Genomic DNA, 26,149 nt, shown 5'->3' on the forward strand with positions numbered 1-26,149 from the left:
CTTAGGCTCGGCATGCCCGCACTCCGGCCCGTCTCCGCGGGCCGCCGCGACGGCCCGTCCCTGGCCCGTCGCGGCTAAATCGGCATCCCTGCCGATTTACCCGCTCCACCGTGCCTACTTGCGGCCATCATGGTTAACGGGGCCCGCAGATCAAGATCAAAAGCAGATCAAGATCAAAAGCAGATCAAGATCAAAAGCACGCAGCCTCGCTGGCGCTCGACAGCTGCTACGGGGTGGCTTTGCTTTTCTGTGGGAGCTGGCTTGCCTGCGATGCAGGCGACTCGGTGCATCAGATACACCGAGGTGATGCCATCGCCGGCAAGCCAGCTCCTACAGTGGACCGTGCTCGCTTTAGATTTTGATGTTGCCTTTGCTTCACCACACTCAAGCCGGCCTGTAGGCCGCTGTGCTCTGGCTTTTGATCTTGATCTTAGGCGCCCCGTTAAACCACGCTGGCCGAACGCAGGTATTACGGAGCGGGTAAACCGGCAGGACGCCGGTTTAGCCGCGACGGGGCAGGGACGCCCCGTCGCGGCGGCCCGCGGAGTAATGCCGGAGTGCGGGCACACCGAGCATTAGCGAGGTGCCGAGTGGTGGGGCAAGAGCGTTTTGCTTACTTTTGCGCTGTTCAAAAGTGAGCCGCTGTAAGAGCGGAACCAATAGCGGCCGTTACCGCAGCAACGGATATGCCCCCCCTCCCGAAAAGCTTTTCACCCCGAGCCCCCCCCGATCCCACAACCCATTGATTAATGATGGCACCCGCTCAGCTATACTCCCCTCCATTTGAATGGCCCTCGAGGAATTACTGTGAAGAACTGGACCTTGCGCCAACGGATTTTGGCGAGCTTTGCGGTCATCATCGCGATCATGCTGCTGATGGTAGTGGTCTCGTACTCACGCCTGCTGAAGATCGAACTCAGCGAAGAATCGGTCCGCGACGACGCAGTCCCCGGGGTGTACCTGAGCTCGATGATCCGCAGCGCCTGGGTCGACAGCTACCTGCAAACCCTCGACATCATCGGCCTGCGGGAAGACAAGGGCCTCACCGACGCCGACAAGGCCGACTTCAAGTCTTTCGAAGCCCGCATCCTCACCCAGATGGCCAATTACAAAGCAACCATCAACGGCGGCGACGATCAGGCCGAATTCGATAAATTCGAGGCCCTGCACCAGTCCTACAACAAGGCCCTGTTTGGCGTCCTCGACCACCTGCAGAACCGCGACGTGGCCGGCGCCCGCAAGCTGTTCGACGCCGAGCTGACCCCGACCTGGACCGCAGGCCGCATGAAGCTCAACGACATCATCACCGAAAACAAAAACGTCGCCGACCGCGCCACCAACGCCATCGACGACGCAGTGTCCGCTGCAAAAATCAGCATGGGTGTCTCGCTGATCCTCGCGATCCTGGCCGCCGGCCTCTGCGGCCTGCTGCTGATGCGCGCGATCATGGCGCCGATGAAACGCATCGTCGATATCCTCGAAACCATGCGCACCGGTGACTTGAGCAAGCGCCTGAACCTGGAACGCAAAGACGAATTCGGCGCAGTGGAAACCGGCTTCAACGACATGATGACCGAGCTCACCGCCCTGGTGTCCCAGGCCCAGCGCTCCTCGGTACAGGTCACCACTTCGGTCACCGAGATTGCCGCCACCTCCAAGCAGCAACAGGCCACCGCCACTGAAACGGCCGCGACAACCACCGAGATCGGCGCCACTTCCCGGGAGATCGCTGCCACGTCCAAGGACTTGGTCCGCACCATGACCGAAGTGTCCACCGCCGCCGACCAGGCATCGGTGGCCGCCGGTTCCGGCCAGCAAGGCCTGGCCCGCATGGAAGAAACCATGCACTCGGTGATGGGCGCCGCCGACCTGGTGAACGCCAAGCTGGCGATCCTCAATGAGAAGGCCGGCAACATCAATCAGGTGGTGGTCACCATCGTCAAGGTGGCCGACCAGACCAACCTGCTGTCCCTCAACGCCGCCATCGAGGCCGAGAAAGCCGGTGAGTACGGCCGCGGATTTGCCGTGGTGGCCACCGAAGTGCGGCGCCTGGCCGACCAGACCGCCGTGGCCACTTACGACATCGAGCAGATGGTGCGCGAGATCCAGTCGGCGGTGTCGGCCGGGGTGATGGGCATGGACAAGTTCTCTGAAGAAGTGCGCCGCGGCATGTTCGAAGTGCAGCAAGTGGGCGAGCAGCTGTCGCAGATCATCCATCAGGTGCAGGCGCTGGCGCCGCGGGTGTTGATGGTCAACGAGGGCATGCAGGCCCAGGCCACCGGCGCCGAGCAGATCAACCATGCGCTGGTGCAGTTGGGCGATGCCAGCAGCCAGACCGTCGAGTCTTTGCGCCAGGCCAGCTTTGCCATCGATGAGCTGAGCCAGGTCGCGGTCGGCCTGCGCAGCGGCGTGTCGCGTTTCAAAGTCTGATGAGCGACCTCGCGGCTAAACGCGGTGCCGTTGCGGCAGTGAAAAAAGCGCTGTTCCTGGTGTTTCACATCGGCAACGAACGGTATGCCCTCAAGGCCACGGAAGTGGCCGAGGTGCTGCCGCGCCTGCCGCTCAAGCCCATCGCCCATGCACCTGTCTGGGTCGCGGGGATTTTTGCCCATCGCGGGGCGATGGTGCCGGTGATCGACCTCAGTGCCCTGACCTTCGGCACACCGGCCCAGGCCCGCACCAGCACGCGCCTGGTGCTGGTCAATTATCAGCCGGATGCGCTTGTCCCGGCACGCTGGCTGGGGCTGATCCTTGAGCAAGCCACGGACACCCTGCGGTGTGATCCTGCGCAGTTCCAGCCTTATGGCCTGGACAACCGCCAGGCACCGTACCTGGGCCCGGTGCGTGAAGACGAGCGCGGGCTGATGCAGTGGATCGGCGTGGCCGACCTGTTGACCGCCGACGTGCAGGCGCTGCTGTTTGCCGCTGGCGAGGAGGGTTGATGAGCAGCGATCAACGCTTTTTCGACTTCCTTAAGGAACGCATCGGCCTGGACGTGGCCTCGGTGGGCGAAGCGATCATCGAGCGCGCCGTGCGCCAGCGCAGCCTGGCCCTCAACGCGCAGACGGCAGACGAATACTGGCAGCAGTTGGTGGCCTCGGCGGACGAACAGCAAGCGCTGATCGAAGCAGTGATCGTCCCCGAAACCTGGTTTTTCCGTTATCCCGAATCCTTCGCCACCCTGGCCCGGCTGGCCGTGGCCCGCCTGGCCGAAATCAAGCACATGCGCGCCCTGCGGATCCTCAGCCTGCCATGTTCCACCGGCGAAGAACCCTATTCGATTGCCATGGCCTTGCTCGACGCCGGCCTGGCGCCGCATCAGTTCAAGGTGCAGGGCATGGACGTCAGCCCGCTATCGGTTGAGCGCGCCCGACGTGGGGTGTACGGCAGGAATTCATTTCGCGGCCAGGACATCGAGTTCCGCGAGCGCCACTTCAGCGAGCAAAGCGATGGCTACTGCATTGCCGAGCGGGTGCGTGAGCAAGTGCGCCTGCAAGTGGGCAACTTGCTGGACCCCAGGCTGCTGGCCAACGAGCCTGCCTACGATTTTGTGTTCTGCCGCAACCTGCTGATCTACTTCGACCAGCCGACCCAGAAGCAGGTGTTTGAAGTGCTCAAGGGCCTGACCCACGTCGATGGCGTGCTGTTTATCGGGCCTGCCGAAGGCAGTTTGCTGGGGCGCCTGGGCATGCGTTCGATTGGGGTGCCGCAGTCGTTTGCCTTCAGTCGTCATGCCGAACCTGCGCCTGAACCGGTGTTTGTGCCGATGCCCGCGCCGATCCCCCAGCGCAGTGCCGCGCCTATTCCGACCCGGCCCCGGCCGTTCAGCACGGTCGGCGCCCAAGTGGTGCCGATCAAGCCGCCGCCCCCACAGTCGGACGCCGCCGATCTGCTCAGCCAGATCGCGACCCTGGCCAATGAAGGCAAAAGCCTGGAAGCCCGTGCGGCCTGTGAGCGTTATTTACACAGCCACCCGCCGGCAGCCCAGGTGTTTTACTGGCTGGGCCTGCTCAGCGATGTGGCCGGCAGCGCCCTGGAAGCCCAGGGCTATTATCGTAAAGCCTTGTACCTGGAACCCCAGCACCCGCAGGCCTTGATGCACCTGGCCGCGTTGCTCGAGTCCCAGGGCGATGTCGCCGGCGCCCGCCGTTTGCAGGCCCGTGCCGCGCGCAGCGAGCGCGCTGACAGTGAGCGTAAATCATGACCCTGGATCCCGCGCTGAACCTGACCCTGGCCGACACCCAGGCCATCGACGACTGCTGGAACCGCATCGGCATCCACGGTGACAAGTCCTGCCCGTTGCTGGCCGAACACATCCACTGCCGCAATTGCTCGGTGTATTCCGCCGCCGCCACGCGCCTGCTCGACCGCTATGCCTTGCAGCAGGACGATCACCGGCCGGTGGCGACGCCGGACGTCGAGGGCGATGTCGCCACCCGTTCGCTGCTGATGTTCCGGCTCGGCGAAGAGTGGCTGGGCATCGCCACCCGTTGCCTGGTGGAAGTGGCGCCGTTGCAGCCGATCCATTCCCTGCCGCACCAGCGCTCCCGCGCGTTATTGGGTGTGGCCAACGTGCGTGGCGCGCTGGTGGCGTGCCTGTCCCTGGTGGAATTGCTCGGGCTGGACAGCGCCAGCAATGGCCCAAGTGGCGGGCGAATCATGCCGCGCATGCTGATTATCGCGGCGCTGGACGGCCCGGTGGTGGTGCCGGTGGATGAAGTGGACGGCATCCATGCCATTGATGAACGCACCTTGAACGCGGCGTCCGCCTCCGGCACCCAGGCCAGCGCCCGCTACACCCAAGGCGTGTTGCAGTGGAAAGGCCGCAGCCTGCGCTGGCTGGACGAGGCGCAATTGTTGTCTGCCGTGACCCGGAGCCTCACATGACCCCCGACCAGATGCGCGACGCCTCGCTGCTGGAGCTATTCAGCCTGGAAGCCGACGCCCAGACCCAGGTGCTCAGCGCCGGCCTTCTGGCCCTGGAGCGCAACCCGACCCAGGCCGATCAGCTCGAAGCCTGCATGCGCGCCGCCCACTCCCTAAAGGGCGCGGCGCGGATTGTCGGGGTGGACGCCGGTGTCAGCGTCGCCCACGTGATGGAAGATTGCCTGGTCAGCGCCCAGGAAAGCCGGCTGTACCTGCTGCCGGAGCATATCGACGCACTGCTGCAAGGCACCGATTTGCTGATGCGCATCGCCACGCCGGGCAACACCGTGGGCCCGACGGACATTGAAGCCTATGTGGCGCTGATGGAGCGTTTGCTCGACCCGTCGCAGAAAATCGCGCCGCCCGCTGCGCCACCGCCAGCACCTGCGCCAGAACCTGAAGTGTCGATGGAAGCGCTGCTGACCTTGCCGCCGGAGCCCGAACCCGCGCCGCCGGTCAGCGCGGAGCTGCCACGCCAGAACAAGCGCATGACCGAAGGCGGCGAGCGTGTACTGCGGGTCACCGCCGAGCGCTTGAACAGCCTGTTGGACCTGTCCAGCAAATCCCTGGTGGAAACCCAGCGGCTCAAGCCCTACCTCGCCAGTCTGCAGCGCCTCAAGCGCATCCAGAGCAACAGCGCCCGCGCCCTGGAAAACCTCGACGGCCACCTCAAGACCGTCGACCTGAGCCTGGAAGCCCAGGAAGCCCTGGCCGACACCCGCCGTTTGCTGAGCGAAGCCCAGGCGTTGCTCGCGGAAAAGACCGCTGAGATCGATGAGTTCGGCTGGCAGGCCGGGCAGCGCGCCCAGGTCTTGTATGACACCGCCCTGGCGTGCCGCATGCGTCCGTTTGCCGACGTATTGGCCGGCCAGGTGCGCATGGTGCGTGACCTGGGCCGCAGCCTCGGTAAACAGGTACGCCTGGAAATCGAAGGCGAAAAAACCCAGGTCGACCGCGACGTGCTGGAAAAGCTCGAAGCGCCGCTGACCCATTTACTGCGCAATGCCGTCGACCACGGCATTGAAATGCCCGAGCAGCGGCTGCTGGCGGGCAAACCGGCGGAAGGCTTGATCCGCCTGCGGGCATCGCACCAGGCCGGGTTGCTGGTGCTGGAGTTGAGCGACGACGGCAACGGAGTCGACCTTGAGCGCCTGCGCGGCACCATCGTCGACCGGCATTTGTCGCCGGTGGAAACCGCCCTGCGCCTGAGCGAAGAGGAGTTGCTGACGTTCCTGTTCCTGCCGGGTTTCAGCCTGCGGGACAAGGTCACCGAGGTCTCCGGGCGTGGTGTGGGCCTGGACGCGGTGCAGCATATGGTGCGCCAGTTGCGCGGCGCGGTGGTGCTGGAGCAGACGGCGGGGCAGGGTAGCCGTTTCCATCTGGAAGTGCCGTTGACCCTGTCGGTGGTGCGCAGCCTGGTGGTGGAAGTGGGCGAAGAGGCCTACGCCTTCCCGCTGGCCCACATCGAGCGTATGTGCGACCTGGAACCCGACGACATCGTGCAACTGGAAGGCCGCCAGCATTTCTGGCACGAAGGCCGGCATGTCGGGCTGGTGGCCGCCAGCCAATTGCTGCAGCGCCCGCCGGGGCAGGGCAATCAGGAAACCCTCAAGGTCGTGGTGATCCGCGAGCGCGACGCGGTCTACGGGATTGCCGTGGAGCGTTTTATCGGCGAGCGCACGCTGGTGGTGCTGCCCCTGGATGACCGGCTGGGCAAGGTCCAGGATATCTCCGCCGGGGCCTTGCTCGATGACGGCTCGGTGGTGTTGATCGTCGATGTTGAAGACATGCTGCGTTCGGTGGACAAACTGCTGAATACCGGTCGTCTGGAGCGCATCGCCCGACGCACCCAGCAAACCCTGGAAGCCCCGCGCAAGCGTATTCTGGTGGTGGATGACTCACTGACCGTGCGTGAGCTGCAACGCAAATTGTTACTTAATCGCGGTTATGAAGTGGCCGTGGCGGTCGATGGCATGGATGGCTGGAACGCGCTGCGCTCCGAAGACTTCGACCTGTTGATCACTGACATTGATATGCCTCGCATGGACGGTATTGAATTGGTCACACTCTTGCGCCGAGATACTCGCCTGCAATCGCTGCCGGTGATGGTTGTTTCCTACAAGGATCGGGAAGAAGACCGCCGCCGTGGGCTGGACGCCGGTGCCGACTATTATCTGGCCAAGGCCAGCTTCCATGACGACGCGCTGTTGGATGCGGTAGTGGAGCTGATTGGAGGCGCCCGGGCATGAGGATCGCGATCGTCAATGACATGCCCATGGCCGTGGAGGCCTTGCGCCGGGCGCTGAGTCTCGAGCCGGCCCATGAAGTGGTGTGGGTGGCCAACAACGGTCTGGAAGCGGTGCAGCGTTGCGCCGAACTCACCCCCGACCTGATTCTGATGGACCTCATCATGCCGGTAATGGATGGTGTGGAAGCCACCCGGCAGATCATGGCCGAGAGCCCGTGCGCCATTCTGATCGTGACCGTCGACCGTCAGGCCAATGTCAGTCGGGTGTTCGAAGCCATGGGCCATGGCGCCCTGGACGTGGTCGACACGCCCGCGCTGGGCGTGGGTAATCCCAAGGACGCCGCTGCGCCGCTGCTGCGCAAGATCCTCAATATCGGCTGGCTGATTGGTCAGCGCGGCAACCGCGTGCGGGCCGAGCCGGCGCCCCAGCGAGCCATGGGCAAACGCCAGAGCCTGGTGGCCATCGGTTCGTCTGCCGGTGGGCCGGCTGCCCTGGAATCCCTGCTCAAGGGCTTGCCCCGGGACTTTTCGCCGGCCATTGTGCTGGTGCAGCATGTGGACCAGGTGTTCGCCGCGGGCATGGCCGAATGGCTGAGCAGTGCCTCGGGCCTGCCGGTGCGCCTGGCCCGGGAAGGCGAGCCGCCACAAAGCGGCGTGGTGCTGTTGGCCGGCACCAATCATCACATTCGCCTGCTGAAGAACGGCACGCTGGCCTACACCGCCGAGCCCGTGAACGAGATCTACCGGCCGTCCATCGACGTATTTTTCGAGAGCGTCGCCAGTTACTGGAACGGCGATGCCGTCGGCGTGCTGCTGACCGGCATGGGCCGTGACGGCGCCCAGGGACTTAAAACGATGCGTCAGCAAGGCTACCTGACCATCGCGCAGGACCAGCAAAGCTGTGCCGTTTACGGCATGCCCAAAGCGGCAGCGGCGATCGACGCGGCTGTTGAAATTCGCCCATTGGACAGAATTGCGCCACGATTGCTGGAGGTGTTCGCAAAATGACCGATATCACACGCTGTCCTGGCCTGCAGGTAGTAATTCAGGTGACTGCAAATGAATGATTTACAGCTGGACGACTTCAAGACCGACGAAAATGCCGCCATGGTGTTGCTCGTCGACGACCAGGCCATGATCGGCGAAGCCGTGCGCCGGGGCCTGGCCCATGAAGACAATATCGACTTCCATTTTTGCGCCGACCCGCACCAGGCCATTGCCCAGGCGGTGCGTATCAAGCCGACGGTGATCCTGCAGGACCTGGTGATGCCGGGCCTCGACGGCCTGACCCTGGTGCGCGAATACCGCAACCACCCGGCGACCCAGAACATCCCGATCATCGTGCTCTCCACCAAGGAAGACCCGCTGATCAAGAGCGCGGCTTTTGCCGCCGGGGCCAACGATTACCTGGTCAAGCTGCCGGATAACATCGAACTGGTGGCGCGCATCCGTTACCACTCGCGCTCCTACATGACCTTGTTGCAGCGGGACGCGGCGTATCGCGCACTGCGGGTCAGCCAGCAGCAGTTGCTGGACACCAATTTGGTGCTGCAACGGCTGATGAACTCCGACGGCCTGACCGGGCTGTCCAATCGCCGGCATTTCGACGAATACCTGGAGCTGGAGTGGCGCCGTGCCATGCGTGACCAGACCCAGCTGTCGCTGTTGATGATCGACGTGGACTTCTTCAAGACCTACAACGACAGCTTCGGCCACCTGGAAGGCGACGAGGCCCTGCGCAAGGTGGCCGCGACCATTCGTGATGCCAGCAGTCGGCCTTCGGACCTGCCGGCGCGTTACGGCGGTGAAGAGTTTGCCCTGGTGCTGCCGAACACCTCGCCGGGTGGGGCACGGTTGGTGGCCGAGAAGCTGCGCCAGGCGGTTGCGGCGCTGAAAATCCCGCACATCAGCCCGGCTGAAGGGGCGAGCCTGACCATCAGCATCGGCCTGTCGACCATGACCCCGGTGCAGGGCACCGATTGCCGGCAGTTGATCTCGGCAGCGGACAAGGGCTTGTACCTGGCCAAGCACAATGGGCGCAATCAGGTGGGTATCGAGTAACGACGGCAAGGCTTGCTGTAGCGAGGGAGCTTGCTCCCGCTGGGCTGCGAAGCAGCCCCAAACCATCAACCGGGCATTGCCTGACACACCACAGTGACATTACAAGGGTCTGCTGCGCAGCCCAGCGGGAGCAAGCTCCCTCGCCACAGGGGCTCTTGAACGCGTATTTGCGGATGCGACCCCGCCTTTTCGGCCAAGCGGACTGCCGTTATCAGCCGTTTGTCGTTATACTCGTCGGCTTTCAAAAGTTCGCCAACGAGTGCTGCCCGCCATGGAAATCAACCCGATCCTTAACACCATCAAGGACCTGTCCGAGCGCTCCGAAACTATTCGGGGGTATCTTTGACTACGATCAAAAGCATGAGCGTCTGACCGAAGTCAATCGCGAGCTTGAAGATCCGGCTGTCTGGAACAAACCTGAATACGCCCAGGAACTGGGCCGCGAGCGCGCTGCGCTGGCGCAGATCGTCGAGACCCTCGACGAGTTGAACACCGGTCTGGGCGATTGCCGCGACCTGCTGGACATGGCCGTCGAGGAAGACGACGAAGGCGCAGTGGGCGATGTCGTCGCCGAGCTGGCCCGTCTCGAGGAAAACCTCGCCAAGCTAGAATTCCGCCGCATGTTCAGCCACGAAATGGACCCGAACAACGCCTACCTGGACATCCAGGCCGGCTCCGGCGGCACCGAGGCCCAGGACTGGGCCAACATCCTGTTGCGTATGTACCTGCGCTGGGCTGACAAACGCGGTTTCGACGCGACCATCATGGAGCTGTCAGCCGGTGAAGTCGCCGGCATCAAGGGCGCGACCGTGCACATCAAGGGCGAATACGCCTTTGGCTGGCTGCGTACCGAGATCGGCGTGCACCGCCTGGTGCGCAAGAGCCCGTTCGACTCCGGCAACCGTCGCCACACCTCGTTCTGCGCGGTGTTCGTCTCGCCAGAGATCGACGACAAGGTGGAAATCGAGATCAACCCGGCAGACCTGCGCATCGACACCTACCGTTCCTCCGGTGCCGGTGGTCAGCACGTAAACACCACCGACTCGGCCGTACGGATTACCCACGTACCGACCAACACCGTGGTCAGTTGCCAGAACGAACGTTCCCAGCACGCGAACAAGGACACCGCCATGAAAATGCTGCGGGCCAAGTTGTACGAGCAGGAAATGCAGAAGCGCAACGCGGCGTCCCAGGCGCTGGAAGACACCAAGTCGGATATCGGCTGGGGTCATCAGATCCGTTCGTACGTGCTCGATGCGTCGCGGATCAAGGATCTGCGCACTAACATCGAACGCAGCGACTGCGACAAGGTGCTCGACGGTGATATCGACGAATACCTGGAAGCCAGCCTGAAATCGGGCCTGTAAAAAGACTGTAGGAGCCGGCTTGCCGGCGATCCCCGGCCGCAGGTCGGGGACAACGAACCTGATGGAAAATTAAAGACATGAGCGACCAACAACTCGACCAGGCCCTGCAACAGGAAGAAAACTCCCTGATCGCCCTGCGCAAGGAAAAGCTTGCTGCCGAGCGCGCCAAGGGCAATGCCTTCCCGAACGACTTCCGCCGCGAAAACTACTGCGATGCCTTGCAGAAACAGTACGCGGACAAGACCAAGGAAGAGCTGGCAGAGGCTGCAATCCCGGTCAAGGTTGCCGGTCGCATCATGCTCAACCGTGGCTCGTTCATGGTGATCCAGGACATGACCGGTCGCATCCAGGTCTACGTCAACCGTAAAACCCTGTCTGAAGAAACCCTGGCCTCGGTGAAAACCTGGGACATGGGCGACATCATTGCAGCCGAAGGCACCCTGGCCCGTTCCGGCAAGGGCGACCTGTACGTCGAAATGACCAGCGTGCGCCTGCTGACCAAATCCCTGCGCCCGCTGCCGGACAAGCACCACGGCCTGACCGACACCGAACAGCGCTATCGCCAGCGCTACGTTGACCTGATCGTCAACGAAGAAGTGCGCCAGACCTTCCGCGTGCGTTCGCAGGTTATCGCGCACATCCGCAGCTTCCTGATGAAGCGTGACTTCCTGGAAGTGGAAACGCCGATGCTGCAAACCATCCCGGGCGGCGCTGCGGCCAAGCCGTTTGAAACCCACCACAACGCGCTGGACATGGAAATGTTCCTGCGTATCGCGCCTGAGCTGTACCTCAAGCGCCTGGTGGTTGGCGGCTTCGAGAAAGTGTTCGAGATCAACCGCAACTTCCGTAACGAAGGCGTCTCGACCCGTCACAACCCTGAATTCACCATGTTGGAGTTCTACCAGGCCTACGCCGACTACGAAGACAACATGGACCTCACCGAAGAACTGTTCCGCGAGCTGGCGCAGCTTGTTCTCGGGACTACCGACGTGCCGTACGGCGACAAGGTATTCCACTTCGGCGAGCCGTTCGTACGTTTGTCCGTGTTCGACTCGATCCTCAAGTACAACCCTGAGCTGACCGCCGACGACCTGAACGACATCGACAAGGCTCGCGCCATCGCCAAGAAAGCTGGCGCCAAGGTGCTGGGCTTCGAAGGCCTGGGCAAACTGCAGGTGATGATTTTCGAAGAGCTGGTGGAGCACAAGCTGGAACAGCCGCACTTCATTACCCAGTACCCGTTCGAAGTGTCGCCGCTGGCTCGTCGCAACGATGACAACCCGAACGTCACCGACCGCTTCGAGCTGTTCATTGGCGGCCGCGAAATCGCCAACGCCTACTCCGAGTTGAACGACGCGGAAGACCAGGCCGAGCGCTTCATGGCCCAGGTGGCCGACAAGGACGCCGGCGACGACGAGGCGATGCACTACGACGCCGACTTCGTTCGCGCCCTGGAATACGGCATGCCGCCAACGGCCGGTGAAGGCATCGGCATCGACCGGTTGGTGATGTTGTTGACCAACTCGCCGTCGATCCGCGATGTGATCTTGTTCCCGCACATGCGGCCACAAGCGTAACCGTAGCGAAATCCGAAGCCGCCTTTTATAAGGCGGCTTTTTTATGTGGCCTGCACAAGCGTCAAGCTTACAGCGCCAGGTTTTCATTGATGTGAGAGGAAGATCCGTCGTGAACCGCGTAATGGCTCAAAAGGGTGCCGCCGGCATTGCCGCTGCCGTGGCTGAAAGTGTTCAGTACCAGGGCCGCAAGGCCAGTCGCCGGGGCAGTGAGCAACGCAGGCAGGACATTCTCGATGCGGCGATGCGCATCGTGGTGCGCGAAGGCGTGCGCGCCGTGCGTCACCGCGCGGTGGCGGCGGAGGCCGGGGTGCCGTTGTCGGCCACCACCTATTACTTCAAGGACATCGATGACCTGCTCACCGACACCTTCGCCCAATACGTGGAGCGCAGCGCAGCGTTCATGGGCAAGCTGTGGGTGCGCAACGAAGGCCTGCTGCGGGAGATGGTCGCTTACGGCGACGGCAGCCCGCAGTCGCGCTCGCAACTGGCCGATGACATCGCGCGCCTGACCGCCGACTACGTGCAACGCCAATTGCTCAACCGTCGTGAGCACCTGATGGCCGAGCAGGCGTTTCGCCAGGAGGCGCTGCTGAACCCGCGCCTGGCGGAGTTGGTGCGCTCACACCAGCAAATCCTGCTGCAGGGCACTTGCCAGTTTTTCCAGGTATTGGGTTCCCGTGAGCCGCAACAGGATGCCAAAGTGTTGACGGCGATTATCGGTCGGATGGAATATCAGGGCCTGCTGGGCGGTGCAGAGCCTCTGACCAGCGACGAAATGCTTGAGATCCTCAAGCGTTACATGCATTTAGTGTTGGCTTCGGTATAACTGTTCCGGGTGCGATGAAGCTCAAATGTGGGAGCTGGCTTGCCTGCGATAGCATCGCCTCGGCTCAACTGGCAGACCGAGTTGCCCGCATCGCAGGCAAGCCAGCTCCCACAAAAAACATCCAAGGGAGTGTCCAATGAAAGCCTGGCGTGTCGTTGTGATCGCCTTGTCGTTCCTGTTGCTCAGCGGTTGCCTGGTGACCTTCAAGGACCCGCTGCCCGCCAGCGAGGCGGCGCCGGATGCCCTGTTGGGCAAATGGGCCAGCAAAAATGCCTGGGGTGAGCCCCTCAACCTGCAAATCAGCCGCGTGGGTGAGCACCGCTACAAAGCCGTGAGCTACCCTAAGGCCAAGCCGGGCCAGCTTGATGAATACCTGTTCACGGTTTCCCGCCATGGCAGCCGCTGGTACTTGTCGGCACCGTTGCCGGCCAGGTTCGGCGGGCATTATTTCCTCGCCGGGTTCGAATTGAATGATGAACACGAACTGGTGGTCTACAACCTCGACCTGGATCAGGTCCACCAGGCCATCGGCCAGAAGGTCTTGAGCGGCAGCACCGTTGAAACCGTCGAAGGCGACGGTGTGCGGGTCGACAGTTCCATGGCCCGGGTATTTGCCTACCTGGATGACCCGGCCAATGCCGACGTGTTCGTCGAAGCCGTGCGCTACCAGCGTGCGGGAAAATAACGTTTAAAGAGGAAGCTCCGGGTGGACGATTACCAGCAGACGATACGCACCTTGTCCGATCGCATTGTGCTGGCACAAACACCGATTCGCGTCCTCGACGCCGTGAAGTGGGACGAGAATATTCGCCAGGGATTCCTCAAGGCCAAGGGCAAGGAAATGCCGGCGGTGAACCGCGACTACTACCTGAACCGGCCGCTGTCGTTTGATTCCAGCGCGGTGAAGCTGGAATTCCAGAATATCGAGCGTGACATCACGCGCCAGCTTGGCCAGTTCAACCCGGTCGGGCAGATCATGCGGCGCATGTGCAAGGAATACCGCATGGTGGTGCGCATGCTCGAAGCGCGCGGCACCGAGGATTTCGGCCTGATTTCCCAGGAACTGTACGGCGCCGCCTCCGATGCGTTCCACGCCGGTGACCCGACCCTGGCTGACCTGGGCCTGATGATGTCGGACTACCTGAACAATATCGACGGCCGTGGCGACCTCAAGGACGAAGCCAAGACCCTCACCGCCAAGGACGCGGTCAACCTGTTGCAAAGCCGCCTGAACAAGGTATTTGGCGAGGCCGAGGAAACCATCCGGGTGTTCGAGTCCGACGGTATCGTGGCGGATGCGGCGGCGGGCGCCGACTACATCAAGATTCGCGCCGACGCGATGTTCAATGACCGTGACGTGCGCGCCCTGGAAGTTCATGAAGGCCTGGTGCATGTGGGCACCACCCTCAATGGCCAGAACCAGCCAATCTGCACCTTCCTGTCCAAGGGCCCGCCCTCGTCGACCGTGACCCAGGAAGGCCTGGCGATCCTGATGGAAATCATCACCTTCGCCTCCTACCCCAGCCGCTTGCGCAAACTGACCAACCGCACCCGCGCCATTCACATGGTGGAGCAGGGCGCCGACTTCCTGCAGGTGTTCGAATTCTTCCGTGAGCAGGGCTTTGAGATGGCGGAAAGCTACGGCAACGCCAGCCGGGTTTTCCGCGGGTCGACGCCTACGGGTCTGCCGTTTACCAAGGATTTGTCCTACCTCAAGGGCTTTATCATGGTTTACAACTACATTCAGTTGGCGGTGCGCAAAGGCAAGCTGGAGCAAGTGCCGTTGTTGTTCTGCGGCAAGACCACGCTGGAAGACATGCGCACCTTGCGTCAATTGGTGGATGAAGGCCTGGTGGTGCCGCCCAAATACCTGCCGGACCAGTTCCGCGACATGAATGCGTTGGCGGCGTGGATGTGTTTCTCCAACTTCCTCAACCATTTGAGCCTGGACCGGATCGAGGCGGATTACTCCAATATCCTTTAAGGGATTCCCTTGAAGGAACTCGGTCAAAATGTGGGAGCTGGCTTGCCTGCGATGACGATGGTGAATCCACCACCGTTATCGCAGGCAAGCCAGCTCCCACAGTTGATCTTCATCAGCCATGGGGTTCTGTTCCAACCCATTCACGAGGCTTCAACGGATGAGAATCCTCGGCATTCTTTGCCTGCTACTGACCTTGAACGGCTGCAGCTCCCTGCTGTTCTACCCCGAGCGCGGCTTGCCGTTCACCCCGGAAAAGGCCCGCCTGCAATACCGTGACGTGACGCTGACCACCGCCGATGGCCTCAAGCTGCACGCCTGGTGGCTGCCCGCCAAGGCCGGCGTGCCGCTCAAGGGCACGGTGCTGCACCTGCACGGCAATGGCGGCAACCTCGCCTGGCACCTCGGCGGCAGTTGGTGGCTGCCGGAGCAGGGCTATCAAGTACTGTTGGTGGACTATCGCGGTTACGGCCTGTCCGAAGGTGAACCTTCGCTGCCGGCGGTTTATCAGGACATCGATGCGGCTTTCAAATGGATCGACAACGCTCCCGAAACCCAGGGCCAGCCGTTGATCGTGCTGGGCCAAAGCCTGGGCGGCGCGCTGGTGGTGCACTATCTGGCGGTGCATCCCGAACGTCAGCCGCAACTCAAGGCGTTGGTGCTGGACGGTGTGCCGGCCAGTTATCGTGACGTAGGACAATTCGCCCTCAGCACCTCCTGGCTAACATGGCCGTTCCAGGTCCCATTGTCGTGGCTGGTGCCGGACGCCGACAGTGCGATCAACGCCATGCCCCAACTGACCGGCGTGCCGAAACTGTTGTTCCACAGCCTTGATGACCCGATCGTGCCGCTGTCCAACGGCATCCGCCTGTATCAAGCTGCGCCACCACCCAGGGTGCTGCAACTGACCCGGGGCGGCCACGTGCAGACCTTTGCCGACAAGACCTGGCAAACCGTGATGCTGCGCTACCTCGACGACCCGCAGCATTTCAACGGGCTGCGCCGCCTGGGGGAAATCCCCAATTACCCGGCGGCCCCGAATTCCAACGCAGAGAACCCGCAATGAGCGAAGAACGCAACATGATCCCCCTGATCCTCACCGGCATCGGCACCATCATCGGTACCGTGGGCTGCCTGTGGTACTACGGCTATTTGCATTTCGCCAAGCCCGAGGATGCGTTGCTGCTCAGCGATTTCACCATGCTCAAGACCGTGCCGGGGGAAGACTACAAGATCTCCCTGGCCCCGGCCGCCCAGGTGGCGCAGTGCGTCGATGGCGTGCTGGTGCTGTTCGACACCGAACAGAAAGGCCTGACCGGTGTGCTGGTGAACAACAAGAAACAGGCAGTGCGCTGCATGGGCCAGGAAACGCCGCAACTGGAGCAGTAAGACGAATCTTGGAGGAACCGGCTGGAACTAATCTGGATTGATTGCCACATATTTCGAACTGATCAGCGTCGCTGATTCGGTTACTTATTGTGGAGTCATCTATATGCAAGTTAATGATTCATCTTATCCAGTCGGTGGCAATTTCGGCACTCAGGGTATTCAGGATTCAGGTTCTTCCCAGCCAGCGGCAGACCAAGGCGCCGGTGGCTCCCAGGGGGCAGGGAAAGAGGATCTTCTGGAATTGCTCAGGAAGATGCTGATGCAAGCCGAGCAACAAGGAGGCAGCCAAGGTCAAGGTTCACAGGCTGGAAACGGCGGCGGTGGCGGCGGGCAGGTTCAGTATTGAGTGTGTAAAGGCCCTGGAGATATCGCCGTGATGCACCGGTGGCTCTAAACAAAGAACCCCGCCAATTGGCGGGGTTCTTTATGGAGCATCAGTCGATCAGTTGGCCATCGAAGAACGTGGCTTGACCGGCTGGTTGTCGTTGGAGATGGTCACTTCAACGCGGCGGTTCATGGCACGGCCCGAAACGCTGGTGTTATCGGCAACCGGGTATTCCTTGCCATAACCCTGGGTCACGATGCGCGAGATATCCACACCCTGGTTGGCCAGTGCGCGCTGTACGGAAGCGGCACGGCGCTCGGACAGGCTCTGGTTGTACGAGTCGGAACCGGTGCTGTCGGTGTAGCCTTCGACAATCACTTTACGGTCCGGGTTGTCGCGCAGGAACTGCGCCAGCTTGGTGATGTTCACCAGGCCGCTGGACTTGAGGTCCGACTTGTTGGTGGCGAACAGCACGTCACCGAAAGTCACCAGTGTGCCGCGATCAGTCTGCTTGGCGTTCAAGCTGTCTTGCAGTTGTTTGATCTGTGCGTCACGGGCTTGCAGCAGGGCGCGAGCGCGTTCGTCACCGGCGTTTTTCAGCTTGGCTTCGGACTCACGCAGGACGATGGTGTCCTTGGCCACTTCAACGCGCTGGTTGGTCAGGTAGGCCAGTTGGTCGACTTTCTTCTGGTCTTCCTTGTCGCGGTAGGCCTTGTCAGCCTTGTCCAGCCAGTCGCTGGCGTCCTTGGTTTCCAGGGCCGCTACTTTGGTGGCTTGCGGGTTGGCTTGCAGGGCCGAGAAGTTGGTCCGAGCGTTTTCCAGGTTCTGGTTCGGCGGGGTGGAGCACGCCGCCAGAGCAACGCTCATCGCCAGCAGGGCAGGGATCATCAATTGTTTACGCATAGTCGTGTCGTCCTTTCAATTCGGTTTCGGGTGCAGTGCAATCAGGGGCGGTGGCTTATTGCTGCGGCTGGATCACAGCCGGGCGCATGCCTTCCTGACGCAGCTCCTGAACAGCTTTCTGGGAATCCTTCACAGCCTGTTCGGCCTTGGCAGCCTGGGCTTTACGCTCTGCTACGCGAGCGTCCCACTCGGATTGCTCGGCCAGGCGACGGGCCTCGTCATAGTTCTTGTCGTGCATGGCGATTTCGGCTTGTTTCAGTTTGTCCTGAGCCGACTTCATCTCCACGGCGGCGTACTCGGTGCCACCGGCGCTGACGGCGCTGTTCACCGCCGACTGGGTAACCGCGTATTGCTCGCTCGGTGGATTGCCGGCGCAGCCAGCCAGTACGAAGCTGGTGCCGATTGCCAGCGCGGCCAATTTAAGCCCGCGCAGGTGGTTAAACGAGGTTTTGGCAGTGCTGGTCTTCATCGTCTTCAACTCCATTAGATAACTCCTGAAAAACATCAAAATCCATCTCCGGCTTGCAGTGTCTGCGGGGTCCGGCGGTAAGGCTCAGGACGCCTATTCAAACGGCTGTTCCAAGTGATGGCTTACTGGCTGTGACCGGAGGCTTTTTTGAATAGTTCAGCGGAGATGGCGATTTGCCTAAAAAAATATTTGACTGAACGGTCAGCGTTTAAAAGTTGGAACTTTTGCACGGCGCAGGGGTATCCAGGGCCTGTGGGAGGCCCTGAATACTGGGGGTTAAGGTTTTTTTAGCGGAGGTTTACTAGTGTTTCTGCTTGTCGGATTGGGCTGACAAGTCGTGCAGATAACGCCGTGACAGAGAGAGAAAACGCGGGGTTGGGCCGACGTCTTCGTACAGCGGGTCGCCTTCCTCATCGGTGGCAATCACCTGCTTGCCCTTGATATAGGGGAAGCTCGCTTCCAGCTCTTCGAGGGCTGCGCCAATCAACTCGCCGAGCAGTTCTTCGGTATGGCGTTTGGGGTACATTTCGCAGATTGCCGCCAGCCTCGCGGCGGCCTCTACGTCCAGATGGATGGCGTATTCGGTTTTGGTCAGGCGACCCTTGGCGTTTTCTTCCCAATGCTGGGCCAGTTCTCGGATTTTCATGGCAACCTCAATGGAGCCCACGGTAAGCGGGCGATGATGAGTGACCAGCCGACCAGCGCGGATAACGCTGCGGCTTACTCTTGAGACTAGCTGCAACTCACAAGGTTTAAAGTTCCTTGTAAGACGCCGCTGTGGGCGGCACTCTTGAGGATCAAAGCGTCCCGGATTTTCTGCTGGAGATTGGCTGATGAGCGATATCGATGCACGTTTGCGTGAGGATGTTCACCTGCTGGGTGAGCTGTTGGGCAACACGATTCGAGAGCAGTACGGCGATGAATTCCTCGACAAGATCGAGCAGATCCGTAAAGGCGCCAAGGCCGACCGCCGTGGTGCGGCCTCGGAGCAGGCCGCCGGCGAAGAGCTGAGCGCCAGCCTTAATCAACTGAAAGAAGACGAACTGCTGCCGGTGGCGCGGGCCTTCAATCAGTTTCTCAACCTGGCCAACATTGCCGAGCAGTACCAGTTGATCCACCGCCGGGATGAATCAACGCCGGCGCCCTTCGAGTCGCGTGTGCTGCCGGAACTGCTGGCGCGCCTGCAGAGCGAAGGCCACAGCAGCGAATCCCTGGCGCGCCAGTTGGGCCGGCTGGAAATCGAGTTGGTGCTCACTGCGCACCCCACCGAAGTTGCCCGCCGCACCCTGATCCAGAAATACGACGCCATTGCCGCCCAACTGGCCCTGCAGGATCACCGCGACCTCACCACCGCCGAGCGCGAGCAGATCCGCAATCGCCTGCAACGCCTGATCGCCGAAGCCTGGCACACCGAAGAAATCCGCCGCACCCGGCCCACGCCGGTCGACGAAGCCAAATGGGGCTTTGCGGTGATCGAGCATTCGCTGTGGCACGCCATCCCGAATTATCTGCGCAAGGCCGACCAGGCCTTGCACGCCGCCACCGGCCTGCGCCTACCCCTGGAAGCCGCGCCGATTCGCTTCGCGTCCTGGATGGGTGGCGACCGTGATGGCAACCCCAACGTCACCGCGCCAGTCACCCGCGAAGTGTTGCTGCTGGCACGCTGGATGGCGGCGGACCTGTACTTGCGCGATATCGATCACCTCGCTTCCGAGCTGTCGATGCAACAGGCCAGCCCGGCCTTGCAGGCCAAGGTCGGTGACAGCGTGGAGCCTTACCGCGCGCTGCTCAAGCAACTGCGCGAACGCTTGCGTGCCACACGCCAATGGGCCCACACCTCGTTGACCACCGCCACGCCGGCGCCGGCCGACGTGCTGCAAAACAACCGCGACCTGCTGGACCCCCTGGAGCTGTGCTACGAGTCGCTGCACACCTGCGGCATGGGCGTGATTGCCGACGGCCCGCTGCTCGATTGCTTGCGTCGGGCGGTGACGTTTGGCCTGTTCCTGGTGCGCCTCGATGTACGTCAGGACTCCACCCGCCACTGCGCGGCCATGACCGAAATCACTGATTACTTGGGCCTTGGCCGTTACGAAGAGTGGGATGAGGAGGCGCGCATCAGTTTCCTCACCAAGGAGCTGGCCAACCGTCGCCCCTTGTTGCCGGGTTACTTCAAACCCTCGGCAGATACCGCCGAAGTGCTGAACACCTGTAAGGAAATCGCCGCCGCGCCGGCCGCTTCGCTGGGCTCCTACGTCATCTCCATGGCCGGTGCCGCGTCGGACGTGTTGGCCGTGCAACTGCTGCTCAAGGAGTCCGGCGTACAGCGGCCGATGCGGGTGGTGCCGCTGTTCGAGACCCTGGCCGACCTGGACAACGCAGGCCCGGTGATGGAGAAACTGCTGCTGTTGCCGGGCTATCGCGCGCGGTTGCAAGGCCCGCAGGAAGTGATGATCGGTTATTCGGACTCCGCCAAGGACGCCGGCACCACCGCCGCCGCCTGGGCGCAATACCGGGCCCAGGAACGCTTGGTGGACATCTGCCGCGAACAACAAGTCGAGCTGCTGTTGTTCCACGGTCGCGGCGGCACCGTGGGCCGTGGCGGCGGCCCGGCCCACGCGGCGATTCTGTCGCAGCCACCGGGCTCGGTGGCGGGGCGTTTCCGTACCACTGAACAAGGCGAGATGATCCGCTTCAAGTTCGGCCTGCCGGACATCGCCGAGCAAAACCTCAACCTGTACCTGGCGGCGGTGCTGGAGGCGACCTTGCTGCCACCGCCACCACCGGAACCGGCGTGGCGCCATTTGATGGACGAATTGGCGGCTGACGGTGTCAGCGCTTACCGCGCCGTGGTGCGGGAAAATCCGCAGTTCGTCGAGTATTTCCGCCAGTCCACCCCGGAGCAGGAACTGGGCCGCTTGCCCCTGGGCAGTCGCCCGGCCAAGCGCCGTGCCGGTGGTATTGAGAGCCTGCGGGCGATCCCGTGGATTTTTGGCTGGACCCAAACGCGCCTGATGCTGCCGGCCTGGCTCGGCTGGGAAGCCGCGTTGAGCAAGGCCCTGGAGCGGGGCGAAGGCGAGTTGCTGGGGCAGATGCGCGAGCAGTGGCCGTTCTTCCGCACCCGCATCGATATGCTGGAAATGGTACTGGCCAAGGCCGACGCCGACATCGCCCGGCTGTATGACGAGCGTCTGGTGCAGCCCGATCTGCTGCCATTGGGTGCGCACTTACGCGACCTATTGTCGCAGGCGTGCAGTGTGGTGCTTGGCCTGACCGGCCAGTCGCAACTGCTGGCCCATAGCCCCGATACACTTGAGTTCATCCGCCTGCGCAACACCTACCTGGACCCGTTGCACCTGTTGCAGGCCGAATTGCTGGCCCGATCGCGGCAGCAGGAAGCGGCGCAGGACAGCCCTCTGGAACAGGCGCTGCTGGTGTCTGTGGCCGGTATTGCGGCCGGATTGCGCAACACCGGCTGACATTTATGGCGTGTTCTCAATAGCTTGCAGACACACCGCGCCGGTCGCCGTAAAATTGGCGACCGGCGTTTTGCTGTCGGGGTTGTACCCGCCTATAAAGCCAGCGCGGCGCGGGTTTCTCCTACTTTCGGCGGCTTGTGTGGTTTGGGCCTGCTGTGTATCTTGATCAGCCTTTGGCCGTTTGTGCGGCCTGGACCCAAGATTTCCGAGATTGGCCCCACGCGGCGAATCCGAGCGTCATCTCTATAAAAAATTGAGGAGCACATCGATGCGCGTCATTCTGCTGGGAGCTCCCGGGGCCGGTAAAGGTACTCAGGCAAAGTTCATCACTGAAAAATTCGGCATTCCACAAATCTCCACCGGCGACATGCTGCGTGCGGCCGTCAAGGCCGGCACCGAGCTGGGCCTGATCGCCAAGAGCGTGATGGACAGCGGCGGCCTGGTCTCCGATGACCTGATCATCAACCTGGTCAAGGAACGCATCAGCCAGGACGACTGCAAGAACGGGTTCCTGTTCGACGGTTTCCCGCGCACCATTCCCCAGGCCGAAGCCCTGGTGAAGGCCGGCGTCGAGCTGGACAACGTGGTGGAAATCGCCGTTGAAGACGAAGAGATCGTGCAGCGTATTGCCGGCCGTCGTGTTCATGAAGCGTCTGGCCGCGTCTACCACATCGTCTACAACCCGCCGAAAGTGGCCGGCAAGGACGACATCACCGGTGAAGACCTGGTGCAACGTAAAGACGACACCGAAGAAACCGTGCGTCATCGCCTGTCGGTCTACCATTCCCAGACCAAGCCACTGGTGGACTTCTACCAGAAGCTGGCCGATGCCCAGGGCAAGCCGAAATACAGCCACATCGAAGGCGTTGGCTCGGTTGAGTCCATCACCGGCAAGGTACTGCAAGCGTTGAGCTGATGCTCAAATCGCGAGCAAGCTTGCTCCTACACAACGGCCCGCTTGCGGGCCGTTGTTGTTTATACTGGCGCACTTTTTTTCAACGTGGATGCATACACCGATGAGCACCTTGCTGGCCCTGGACACCGCGACTGAAGCTTGCTCCGTTGCCCTGCTGCACGATGGCAAGGTAACGAGCCACTACGAGGTGATCCCGCGCCTGCACGCGCAGAAGCTGTTGCCGATGATCAAGCAACTGCTGCTGGAGGCGGGCACCACCTTGTCGGCCGTGGACGCCATCGCGTTCGGGCGCGGCCCGGGTGCATTCACCGGTGTGCGCATCGCCATTGGCGTGGTCCAGGGCCTGGCGTTTGCGCTGGAGCGTCCGGTATTGCCGGTGTCCAACCTGGCAGTGCTGGCGCAGCGGGCGTTTCGCGAGCACGGCGCCCGCCAGGTCGCGGCGGCCATTGATGCGCGCATGGACGAAGTGTATTGGGGCAGCTACCGCGAAACGGCTGGCGAGATGCGCCTGATCGGCGTTGAAGCCGTGTTGCCCCCTGAAGCGGCGGCTTTGCCGGCTGATGCGAGCGGCGACTGGTTCGGTGCTGGCACCGGCTGGGGTTACGGCGAACGCATTGGCGTGACGCTTTCCGGCCAGGATGCCGCAATGTTGCCCCATGCCGAAGACTTGCTGACCCTGGCACGCTTTGCCTGGGAGCGCGGCGAAGCGATTCCCGCCGACCAGGCAGCCCCTGTGTACCTGCGCGATAAAGTGGCGCAGACCAAGGCGGAACGCGGGATTATTTGACGTCAAAAGTGCGGGCAAATTCAGCTGAAAATCACCAATCGTCAGAATTTGCCCCGGCTTTTAAACCTTTTTCAAATTATGTGTTCTAGTTATCACCAGAGCATTTGCGCGCCATGGAAAGCGCCACTAAAATGCCATCACCGATACCGAGTTCGCATGTATGCGCATAGACGGCTTTTCATCACAGTCCTACCCCCTCAAGCGTAAGCCCCGCAAGGCGAACGTGACGGTAGACGACTCCGTCGAAGACTCGCCCGACTTTGTTGAAATCCAGTCCGACTCCACGGCGGTTTCTGCTCGTTCCCAAGGCTCCAGCGGTGAACGCATCAGCGGTGTACCGGCCCGCCAGCAAGACATGGTCTTCCCCCGCTCCATGAGCAAAAACGTCGCCACTGCCCTGGCCAGCTACCTGACCACCGCCGGCTTTGTCGAATGGGATATGGAAGTGCTGGGTCTCGACATCCACATCTGATGCTACTGCCTTACTACCTCGGTTGCCCGTCCTGGAGTGAAAACGCCTGGCGCGAGTACCTGTATCCCGCCGACGCCCGTTCCAGCGATTACCTCGCCCTGTACTCCCACGTGTTCAACGCGGTTGAGGGCAACACCACGTTTTATGCCCGTCCTTCCGTCGCCACCGTGCAGCGCTGGGCTGAAATCATGCCCGAGCATTTCCGTTTCACGGCCAAGTTTCCAGGTGACATCAGCCATAGCGGCAACTTGATTGAGCAGTTGCCCGCGGCGGAAAGTTTTCTGGGGTTGATGAGCCCGTTGGGCGAGCGTATTTCGCCGTTGTGGCTGCAACTGCCGGCCAGTTTTACCCCGCAACGCCTGGGTGAGTTGGCGGGGTTTATCGACGGATTGGAGCGACCCTTGGCGGTAGAAGTGCGCCACTCGGAGTTTTTCGCCAAGGGCGACGCCGAGCGCAGCCTTAACCGCTTGCTGCGTGATCGTGGCGTGGAACGCATCTGCCTGGACCCGCGGGCGCTGTTCAGTTGCACGTCCACCTCGGCCGCCGTGCTGCACGCCCAATCGAAAAAGCCCAAGGTGCCACCTCGTCCGGCGGCGCTGACGCAGTTTCCGCAAGTACGGTTTATTGGCCATCCGGAGCTGGAAGCCAATGACCCGTTCCTGATGCCCTGGGTTGAAAAGGTCGCCGGCTGGATCGAAGACGGCCGCACGCCCTACGTGTTTCTCCACACCTCGGACAATCGCCTGGCCGCGCAACTGGCCCTGCGTTTTCATGACAAGTTGATGGCGCGATTGCCCGGCTTGCCAGCATTGCCCACGCTGCATCGAGAACCCGCAGTGGAGCAACTGGGGTTACTCTAAGGCTCCTTTTTCCGACAGGAGTCAGTCATGGATGCCCAAACCCTTCGTGCCGAAACCTTCAAGGCCCTGCATGAGCGTGACCGTGCCTTTGTGATGCCCAACCCCTGGGATGCCGGTTCCGCCAAAATGCTCGCCAGCCTCGGCTTCGAAGCCCTGGCCACCACCAGCGCCGGCTTTGCCTTCAGCCTGGGCCGCCCGGATGCCGAAGGTGCGTTGTCCCTGGAAGACACCCTCGGCAATGCAGGGGCGATCGTTCAGGCAACCTCGCTGCCTGTCGCCGCCGACCTGGAGAACGGCTTCAGCGACACGCCGCAAGGTTGCGCCGACACCATCCTGCGCGCCGCAGCCACCGGGATTGTCGGTGGCTCCATCGAAGACGCCACCGGCATTGCCGTCGACCCGATCTATCCGTTTGATCTGTCGGTCGAGCGCGTCGAAGCCGCCGTCGCTGCTGCCCGCAGCTTGCCATTCCCTTTCACCCTGACCGCCCGTGCGGAAAACCTCCTGCATGGTCGTCTGGATTTGCCCGACACCATCCGCCGCCTGCAGGCCTACGCCGAAGCCGGTGCCGACGTGCTCTATGCGCCGGCCCTGCGCAGTGCCGAGGAAGTGTTGGCGGTCGTGAAGGCGGTAGCGCCCAAGCCTGTGAATATCCTGATGTCCGGTGCGCTGAAACTCAGCGTGGCGCAGTTGAGCGAGATGGGCGTCAAACGCATCAGCGTCGGCTCGGCCATGGCCCTGGCGGCTTACGGGGAATTCTTCAGGGCGGCCCAGGAGGTTCACGAGCTGGGCACGTTTACCTTTACCGAGCGTTCGATGCCGTTCAGCCAGGCTAATCAGCTGTTCAAGGGATAATCAGCCGTGCGGTTTTTCAAGGTGCTGGGCGTACTGCTCGTGTTGGCGGGTGGTCTGCTGGTCGGCGTGTGGCGGGGTTGGTTACCGCTGCCCGATGAGTGGAACCCTTGGGCGCCGCTGGATGTGCGTACCAGCCCGAACCTGCTGACCCGGTTCAAGCTGGGGCGCCTGCAGGATGACCCCGCGCTGTGTGACCAGGTGCTGAAAACCTCCGGGCTGCGGGTCACCCATCAGGCGGACAGCCCGGCGGATGCAGCCTGCCCGTTGCGCAATACCTTGCGCGTTCAGGGGGCGGACGTGGGGCTGAACAGCAGCTTTCTCGCCAGTTGTCCGCTGGCCGTGGCGTTCGCCCTGTTCGAGCGCCACAGCCTGCAACCGGCAGCCCAGGCGGTATTTGGCCAGGCGGTGACGCGGGTCGATCATCTGGGCAGCTTTGCCTGTCGCAACGTCTACAACCGCGCCGGTGGGCGACTCAGCCAGCACGCGTCGGCCAATGCCTTGGATATCGCCGGGTTTCGCCTGGCGGATGGACGCACCATCAGTGTGCTCAAGGATTGGCCGGGTGACGGGGAGGGCGCGGGTTTTTTGCGGCAAGTGCGCGATGGCGCCTGCAAGGATTTCAACGTGGTGTTGAGCCCGGATTACAACGCCGCCCACCGTAATCACTTTCATCTGGATATGGGGCGTTGGTGGGTGTGTCGCTGAGAA

Annotated in this window: 25 protein-coding genes; 22 read left to right on the forward strand and 3 right to left on the reverse strand. The window is 62.1% G+C overall.

The window, feature by feature from the left end; genetic code table 11:
• Positions 1–807: 807 nt before the first annotated feature.
• The 15 genes from V3W39_RS22730 to V3W39_RS22800 all read left to right on the forward strand — a co-directional run bounded on the left by V3W39_RS22730 (position 808) and on the right by V3W39_RS22800 (position 16,721).
• Positions 808–2,430: a methyl-accepting chemotaxis protein gene (locus V3W39_RS22730; RefSeq protein WP_177047411.1), complete on the forward strand. Its 1,623-nt coding sequence runs from the start codon at positions 808–810 to the stop codon at positions 2,428–2,430.
• Positions 2,430–2,942 carry a chemotaxis protein CheW gene (locus V3W39_RS22735; protein WP_177130776.1) on the forward strand — a complete coding sequence of 171 codons (513 nt, stop codon included), beginning with the start codon at positions 2,430–2,432 and terminating at the stop codon, positions 2,940–2,942. Before V3W39_RS22730 ends, V3W39_RS22735 begins: the two co-directional genes overlap by 1 nt.
• A complete protein-coding gene (locus V3W39_RS22740) occupies positions 2,942–4,204 on the forward strand; it encodes a CheR family methyltransferase (RefSeq protein WP_177115541.1) in 1,263 nt (420 codons plus the stop codon). Before V3W39_RS22735 ends, V3W39_RS22740 begins: the two co-directional genes overlap by 1 nt.
• The gene (locus V3W39_RS22745; RefSeq protein ID WP_177115540.1) at positions 4,201–4,887 is read left to right on the forward strand and encodes a chemotaxis protein CheW; all 687 of its coding nucleotides are present in this window, start codon (positions 4,201–4,203) and stop codon (positions 4,885–4,887) included. Before V3W39_RS22740 ends, V3W39_RS22745 begins: the two co-directional genes overlap by 4 nt.
• Positions 4,884–7,175: a hybrid sensor histidine kinase/response regulator gene (locus tag V3W39_RS22750; RefSeq protein ID WP_259201212.1), complete on the forward strand. Its 2,292-nt coding sequence runs from the start codon at positions 4,884–4,886 to the stop codon at positions 7,173–7,175. The genes V3W39_RS22745 and V3W39_RS22750 overlap by 4 nt, the downstream gene beginning before the upstream one ends.
• Entirely contained in the window at positions 7,172–8,182 is a 1,011-nt protein-coding gene (locus V3W39_RS22755; RefSeq protein WP_330213374.1) for a chemotaxis response regulator protein-glutamate methylesterase, read from the forward strand. The genes V3W39_RS22750 and V3W39_RS22755 overlap by 4 nt, the downstream gene beginning before the upstream one ends.
• Before the next feature lie 51 nt (positions 8,183–8,233).
• Complete coding sequence (locus V3W39_RS22760) at positions 8,234–9,235, forward strand: diguanylate cyclase (RefSeq protein ID WP_177047405.1); 1,002 nt, start codon at positions 8,234–8,236, stop codon at positions 9,233–9,235.
• A 271-nt stretch (positions 9,236–9,506) separates the two neighbouring features.
• Positions 9,507–10,602 (forward strand): peptide chain release factor 2 gene (gene prfB, locus V3W39_RS22765; RefSeq protein ID WP_177047404.1). Its coding sequence is split into 2 segments (ribosomal slippage): positions 9,507–9,578 and positions 9,580–10,602, totalling 1,095 coding nucleotides; the frame shifts between segments, so codons are not numbered across the junction.
• Positions 10,603–10,679: 77 nt separating this feature from the next.
• Positions 10,680–12,179 carry a lysine--tRNA ligase gene (gene lysS, locus V3W39_RS22770; RefSeq protein ID WP_177047403.1) on the forward strand — a complete coding sequence of 500 codons (1,500 nt, stop codon included), beginning with the start codon at positions 10,680–10,682 and terminating at the stop codon, positions 12,177–12,179.
• Positions 12,180–12,288: 109 nt separating this feature from the next.
• Positions 12,289–13,005 carry a TetR/AcrR family transcriptional regulator gene (locus tag V3W39_RS22775; protein ID WP_177047402.1) on the forward strand — a complete coding sequence of 239 codons (717 nt, stop codon included), beginning with the start codon at positions 12,289–12,291 and terminating at the stop codon, positions 13,003–13,005.
• A gap of 136 nt (positions 13,006–13,141) precedes the next feature.
• Positions 13,142–13,690, forward strand: coding sequence for a hypothetical protein (locus V3W39_RS22780; protein ID WP_177047401.1), 549 nt, complete (start codon positions 13,142–13,144; stop codon positions 13,688–13,690).
• A 21-nt stretch (positions 13,691–13,711) separates the two neighbouring features.
• Positions 13,712–14,989, forward strand: a complete 1,278-nt coding sequence (locus tag V3W39_RS22785) for a flavohemoglobin expression-modulating QEGLA motif protein (protein WP_177077433.1) — start codon at positions 13,712–13,714, stop codon at positions 14,987–14,989.
• Between the two features lie 157 nt (positions 14,990–15,146).
• Entirely contained in the window at positions 15,147–16,052 is a 906-nt protein-coding gene (locus tag V3W39_RS22790) for an alpha/beta hydrolase (protein ID WP_177047399.1), read from the forward strand.
• Entirely contained in the window at positions 16,049–16,375 is a 327-nt protein-coding gene (locus tag V3W39_RS22795; protein ID WP_177115536.1) for a hypothetical protein, read from the forward strand. The genes V3W39_RS22790 and V3W39_RS22795 overlap by 4 nt, the downstream gene beginning before the upstream one ends.
• Before the next feature lie 37 nt (positions 16,376–16,412).
• Positions 16,413–16,721 carry a hypothetical protein gene (locus V3W39_RS22800; protein WP_177077427.1) on the forward strand — a complete coding sequence of 103 codons (309 nt, stop codon included), beginning with the start codon at positions 16,413–16,415 and terminating at the stop codon, positions 16,719–16,721.
• A 96-nt stretch (positions 16,722–16,817) separates the two neighbouring features.
• Here the strand turns inward: V3W39_RS22800 and V3W39_RS22805 are convergent, their stop codons facing one another.
• The 3 genes from V3W39_RS22805 to V3W39_RS22815 all read right to left on the reverse strand — a co-directional run bounded on the left by V3W39_RS22805 (position 16,818) and on the right by V3W39_RS22815 (position 18,718).
• On the reverse strand, positions 16,818–17,603 hold the full coding sequence (locus V3W39_RS22805) for an OmpA family protein (RefSeq protein WP_177047395.1): 786 nt from the start codon (positions 17,601–17,603) through the stop codon (positions 16,818–16,820).
• Positions 17,604–17,658: 55 nt separating this feature from the next.
• On the reverse strand, positions 17,659–18,087 hold the full coding sequence (locus V3W39_RS22810) for a DUF4398 domain-containing protein (RefSeq protein WP_177047393.1): 429 nt from the start codon (positions 18,085–18,087) through the stop codon (positions 17,659–17,661).
• Between the two features lie 286 nt (positions 18,088–18,373).
• Positions 18,374–18,718, reverse strand: a complete 345-nt coding sequence (locus tag V3W39_RS22815; protein WP_177047391.1) for a pilin assembly protein — start codon at positions 18,716–18,718, stop codon at positions 18,374–18,376.
• Between the two features lie 187 nt (positions 18,719–18,905).
• On the opposite strand from V3W39_RS22815, the gene ppc reads away from it, so the two are divergent.
• The 7 genes from ppc (at position 18,906) to V3W39_RS22850 (ending at position 26,146) form a co-directional block, all read left to right on the forward strand.
• Positions 18,906–21,551, forward strand: a complete 2,646-nt coding sequence (ppc, locus tag V3W39_RS22820) for a phosphoenolpyruvate carboxylase (RefSeq protein WP_177047389.1) — start codon at positions 18,906–18,908, stop codon at positions 21,549–21,551.
• 268 nt (positions 21,552–21,819) lie between these two features.
• Positions 21,820–22,467 (forward strand): adenylate kinase, encoded by a 648-nt coding sequence (gene adk, locus V3W39_RS22825; protein ID WP_010176785.1) that lies wholly within the window; start codon positions 21,820–21,822, stop codon positions 22,465–22,467.
• A 100-nt stretch (positions 22,468–22,567) separates the two neighbouring features.
• Positions 22,568–23,254 carry a tRNA (adenosine(37)-N6)-threonylcarbamoyltransferase complex dimerization subunit type 1 TsaB gene (tsaB, locus tag V3W39_RS22830; protein WP_330213375.1) on the forward strand — a complete coding sequence of 229 codons (687 nt, stop codon included), beginning with the start codon at positions 22,568–22,570 and terminating at the stop codon, positions 23,252–23,254.
• A gap of 160 nt (positions 23,255–23,414) precedes the next feature.
• Positions 23,415–23,726 (forward strand): hypothetical protein, encoded by a 312-nt coding sequence (locus V3W39_RS22835; RefSeq protein ID WP_010176783.1) that lies wholly within the window; start codon positions 23,415–23,417, stop codon positions 23,724–23,726.
• Positions 23,726–24,586 carry a DUF72 domain-containing protein gene (locus V3W39_RS22840; RefSeq protein ID WP_330213376.1) on the forward strand — a complete coding sequence of 287 codons (861 nt, stop codon included), beginning with the start codon at positions 23,726–23,728 and terminating at the stop codon, positions 24,584–24,586. The genes V3W39_RS22835 and V3W39_RS22840 overlap by 1 nt, the downstream gene beginning before the upstream one ends.
• 27 nt (positions 24,587–24,613) lie before the next feature.
• Complete coding sequence (locus V3W39_RS22845; RefSeq protein ID WP_177047384.1) at positions 24,614–25,441, forward strand: isocitrate lyase/PEP mutase family protein; 828 nt, start codon at positions 24,614–24,616, stop codon at positions 25,439–25,441.
• A gap of 6 nt (positions 25,442–25,447) precedes the next feature.
• Positions 25,448–26,146, forward strand: coding sequence for an extensin-like domain-containing protein (locus V3W39_RS22850; RefSeq protein WP_330213377.1), 699 nt, complete (start codon positions 25,448–25,450; stop codon positions 26,144–26,146).
• Positions 26,147–26,149: the final 3 nt, after the last annotated feature.

Origin of the sequence: Pseudomonas sp. Z18(2022) (assembly GCF_036346535.1) — a bacterium.
Classification (GTDB): Bacteria; Pseudomonadota; Gammaproteobacteria; order Pseudomonadales; family Pseudomonadaceae; genus Aquipseudomonas; species Aquipseudomonas yamanorum_A.

Coding starts and splice junctions, on each gene's coding strand:
- V3W39_RS22735 (WP_177130776.1), top strand. CDS start 2,430: ATGAGCGACCTCGCGGCTAAACGCGGTGCCGTTGCGGCAGTGAAAAAA.
- V3W39_RS22740 (WP_177115541.1), top strand. CDS start 2,942: ATGAGCAGCGATCAACGCTTTTTCGACTTCCTTAAGGAACGCATCGGC.
- V3W39_RS22745 (WP_177115540.1), top strand. CDS start 4,201: ATGACCCTGGATCCCGCGCTGAACCTGACCCTGGCCGACACCCAGGCC.
- V3W39_RS22750 (WP_259201212.1), top strand. CDS start 4,884: ATGACCCCCGACCAGATGCGCGACGCCTCGCTGCTGGAGCTATTCAGC.
- V3W39_RS22755 (WP_330213374.1), top strand. CDS start 7,172: ATGAGGATCGCGATCGTCAATGACATGCCCATGGCCGTGGAGGCCTTG.
- V3W39_RS22760 (WP_177047405.1), top strand. CDS start 8,234: ATGAATGATTTACAGCTGGACGACTTCAAGACCGACGAAAATGCCGCC.
- lysS (WP_177047403.1), top strand. CDS start 10,680: ATGAGCGACCAACAACTCGACCAGGCCCTGCAACAGGAAGAAAACTCC.
- V3W39_RS22780 (WP_177047401.1), top strand. CDS start 13,142: ATGAAAGCCTGGCGTGTCGTTGTGATCGCCTTGTCGTTCCTGTTGCTC.
- V3W39_RS22790 (WP_177047399.1), top strand. CDS start 15,147: ATGAGAATCCTCGGCATTCTTTGCCTGCTACTGACCTTGAACGGCTGC.
- V3W39_RS22795 (WP_177115536.1), top strand. CDS start 16,049: ATGAGCGAAGAACGCAACATGATCCCCCTGATCCTCACCGGCATCGGC.
- V3W39_RS22805 (WP_177047395.1), bottom strand. CDS start 17,603: ATGCGTAAACAATTGATGATCCCTGCCCTGCTGGCGATGAGCGTTGCT.
- V3W39_RS22810 (WP_177047393.1), bottom strand. CDS start 18,087: ATGGAGTTGAAGACGATGAAGACCAGCACTGCCAAAACCTCGTTTAAC.
- V3W39_RS22815 (WP_177047391.1), bottom strand. CDS start 18,718: ATGAAAATCCGAGAACTGGCCCAGCATTGGGAAGAAAACGCCAAGGGT.
- ppc (WP_177047389.1), top strand. CDS start 18,906: ATGAGCGATATCGATGCACGTTTGCGTGAGGATGTTCACCTGCTGGGT.
- adk (WP_010176785.1), top strand. CDS start 21,820: ATGCGCGTCATTCTGCTGGGAGCTCCCGGGGCCGGTAAAGGTACTCAG.
- tsaB (WP_330213375.1), top strand. CDS start 22,568: ATGAGCACCTTGCTGGCCCTGGACACCGCGACTGAAGCTTGCTCCGTT.
- V3W39_RS22835 (WP_010176783.1), top strand. CDS start 23,415: ATGCGCATAGACGGCTTTTCATCACAGTCCTACCCCCTCAAGCGTAAG.
- V3W39_RS22840 (WP_330213376.1), top strand. CDS start 23,726: ATGCTACTGCCTTACTACCTCGGTTGCCCGTCCTGGAGTGAAAACGCC.
- V3W39_RS22845 (WP_177047384.1), top strand. CDS start 24,614: ATGGATGCCCAAACCCTTCGTGCCGAAACCTTCAAGGCCCTGCATGAG.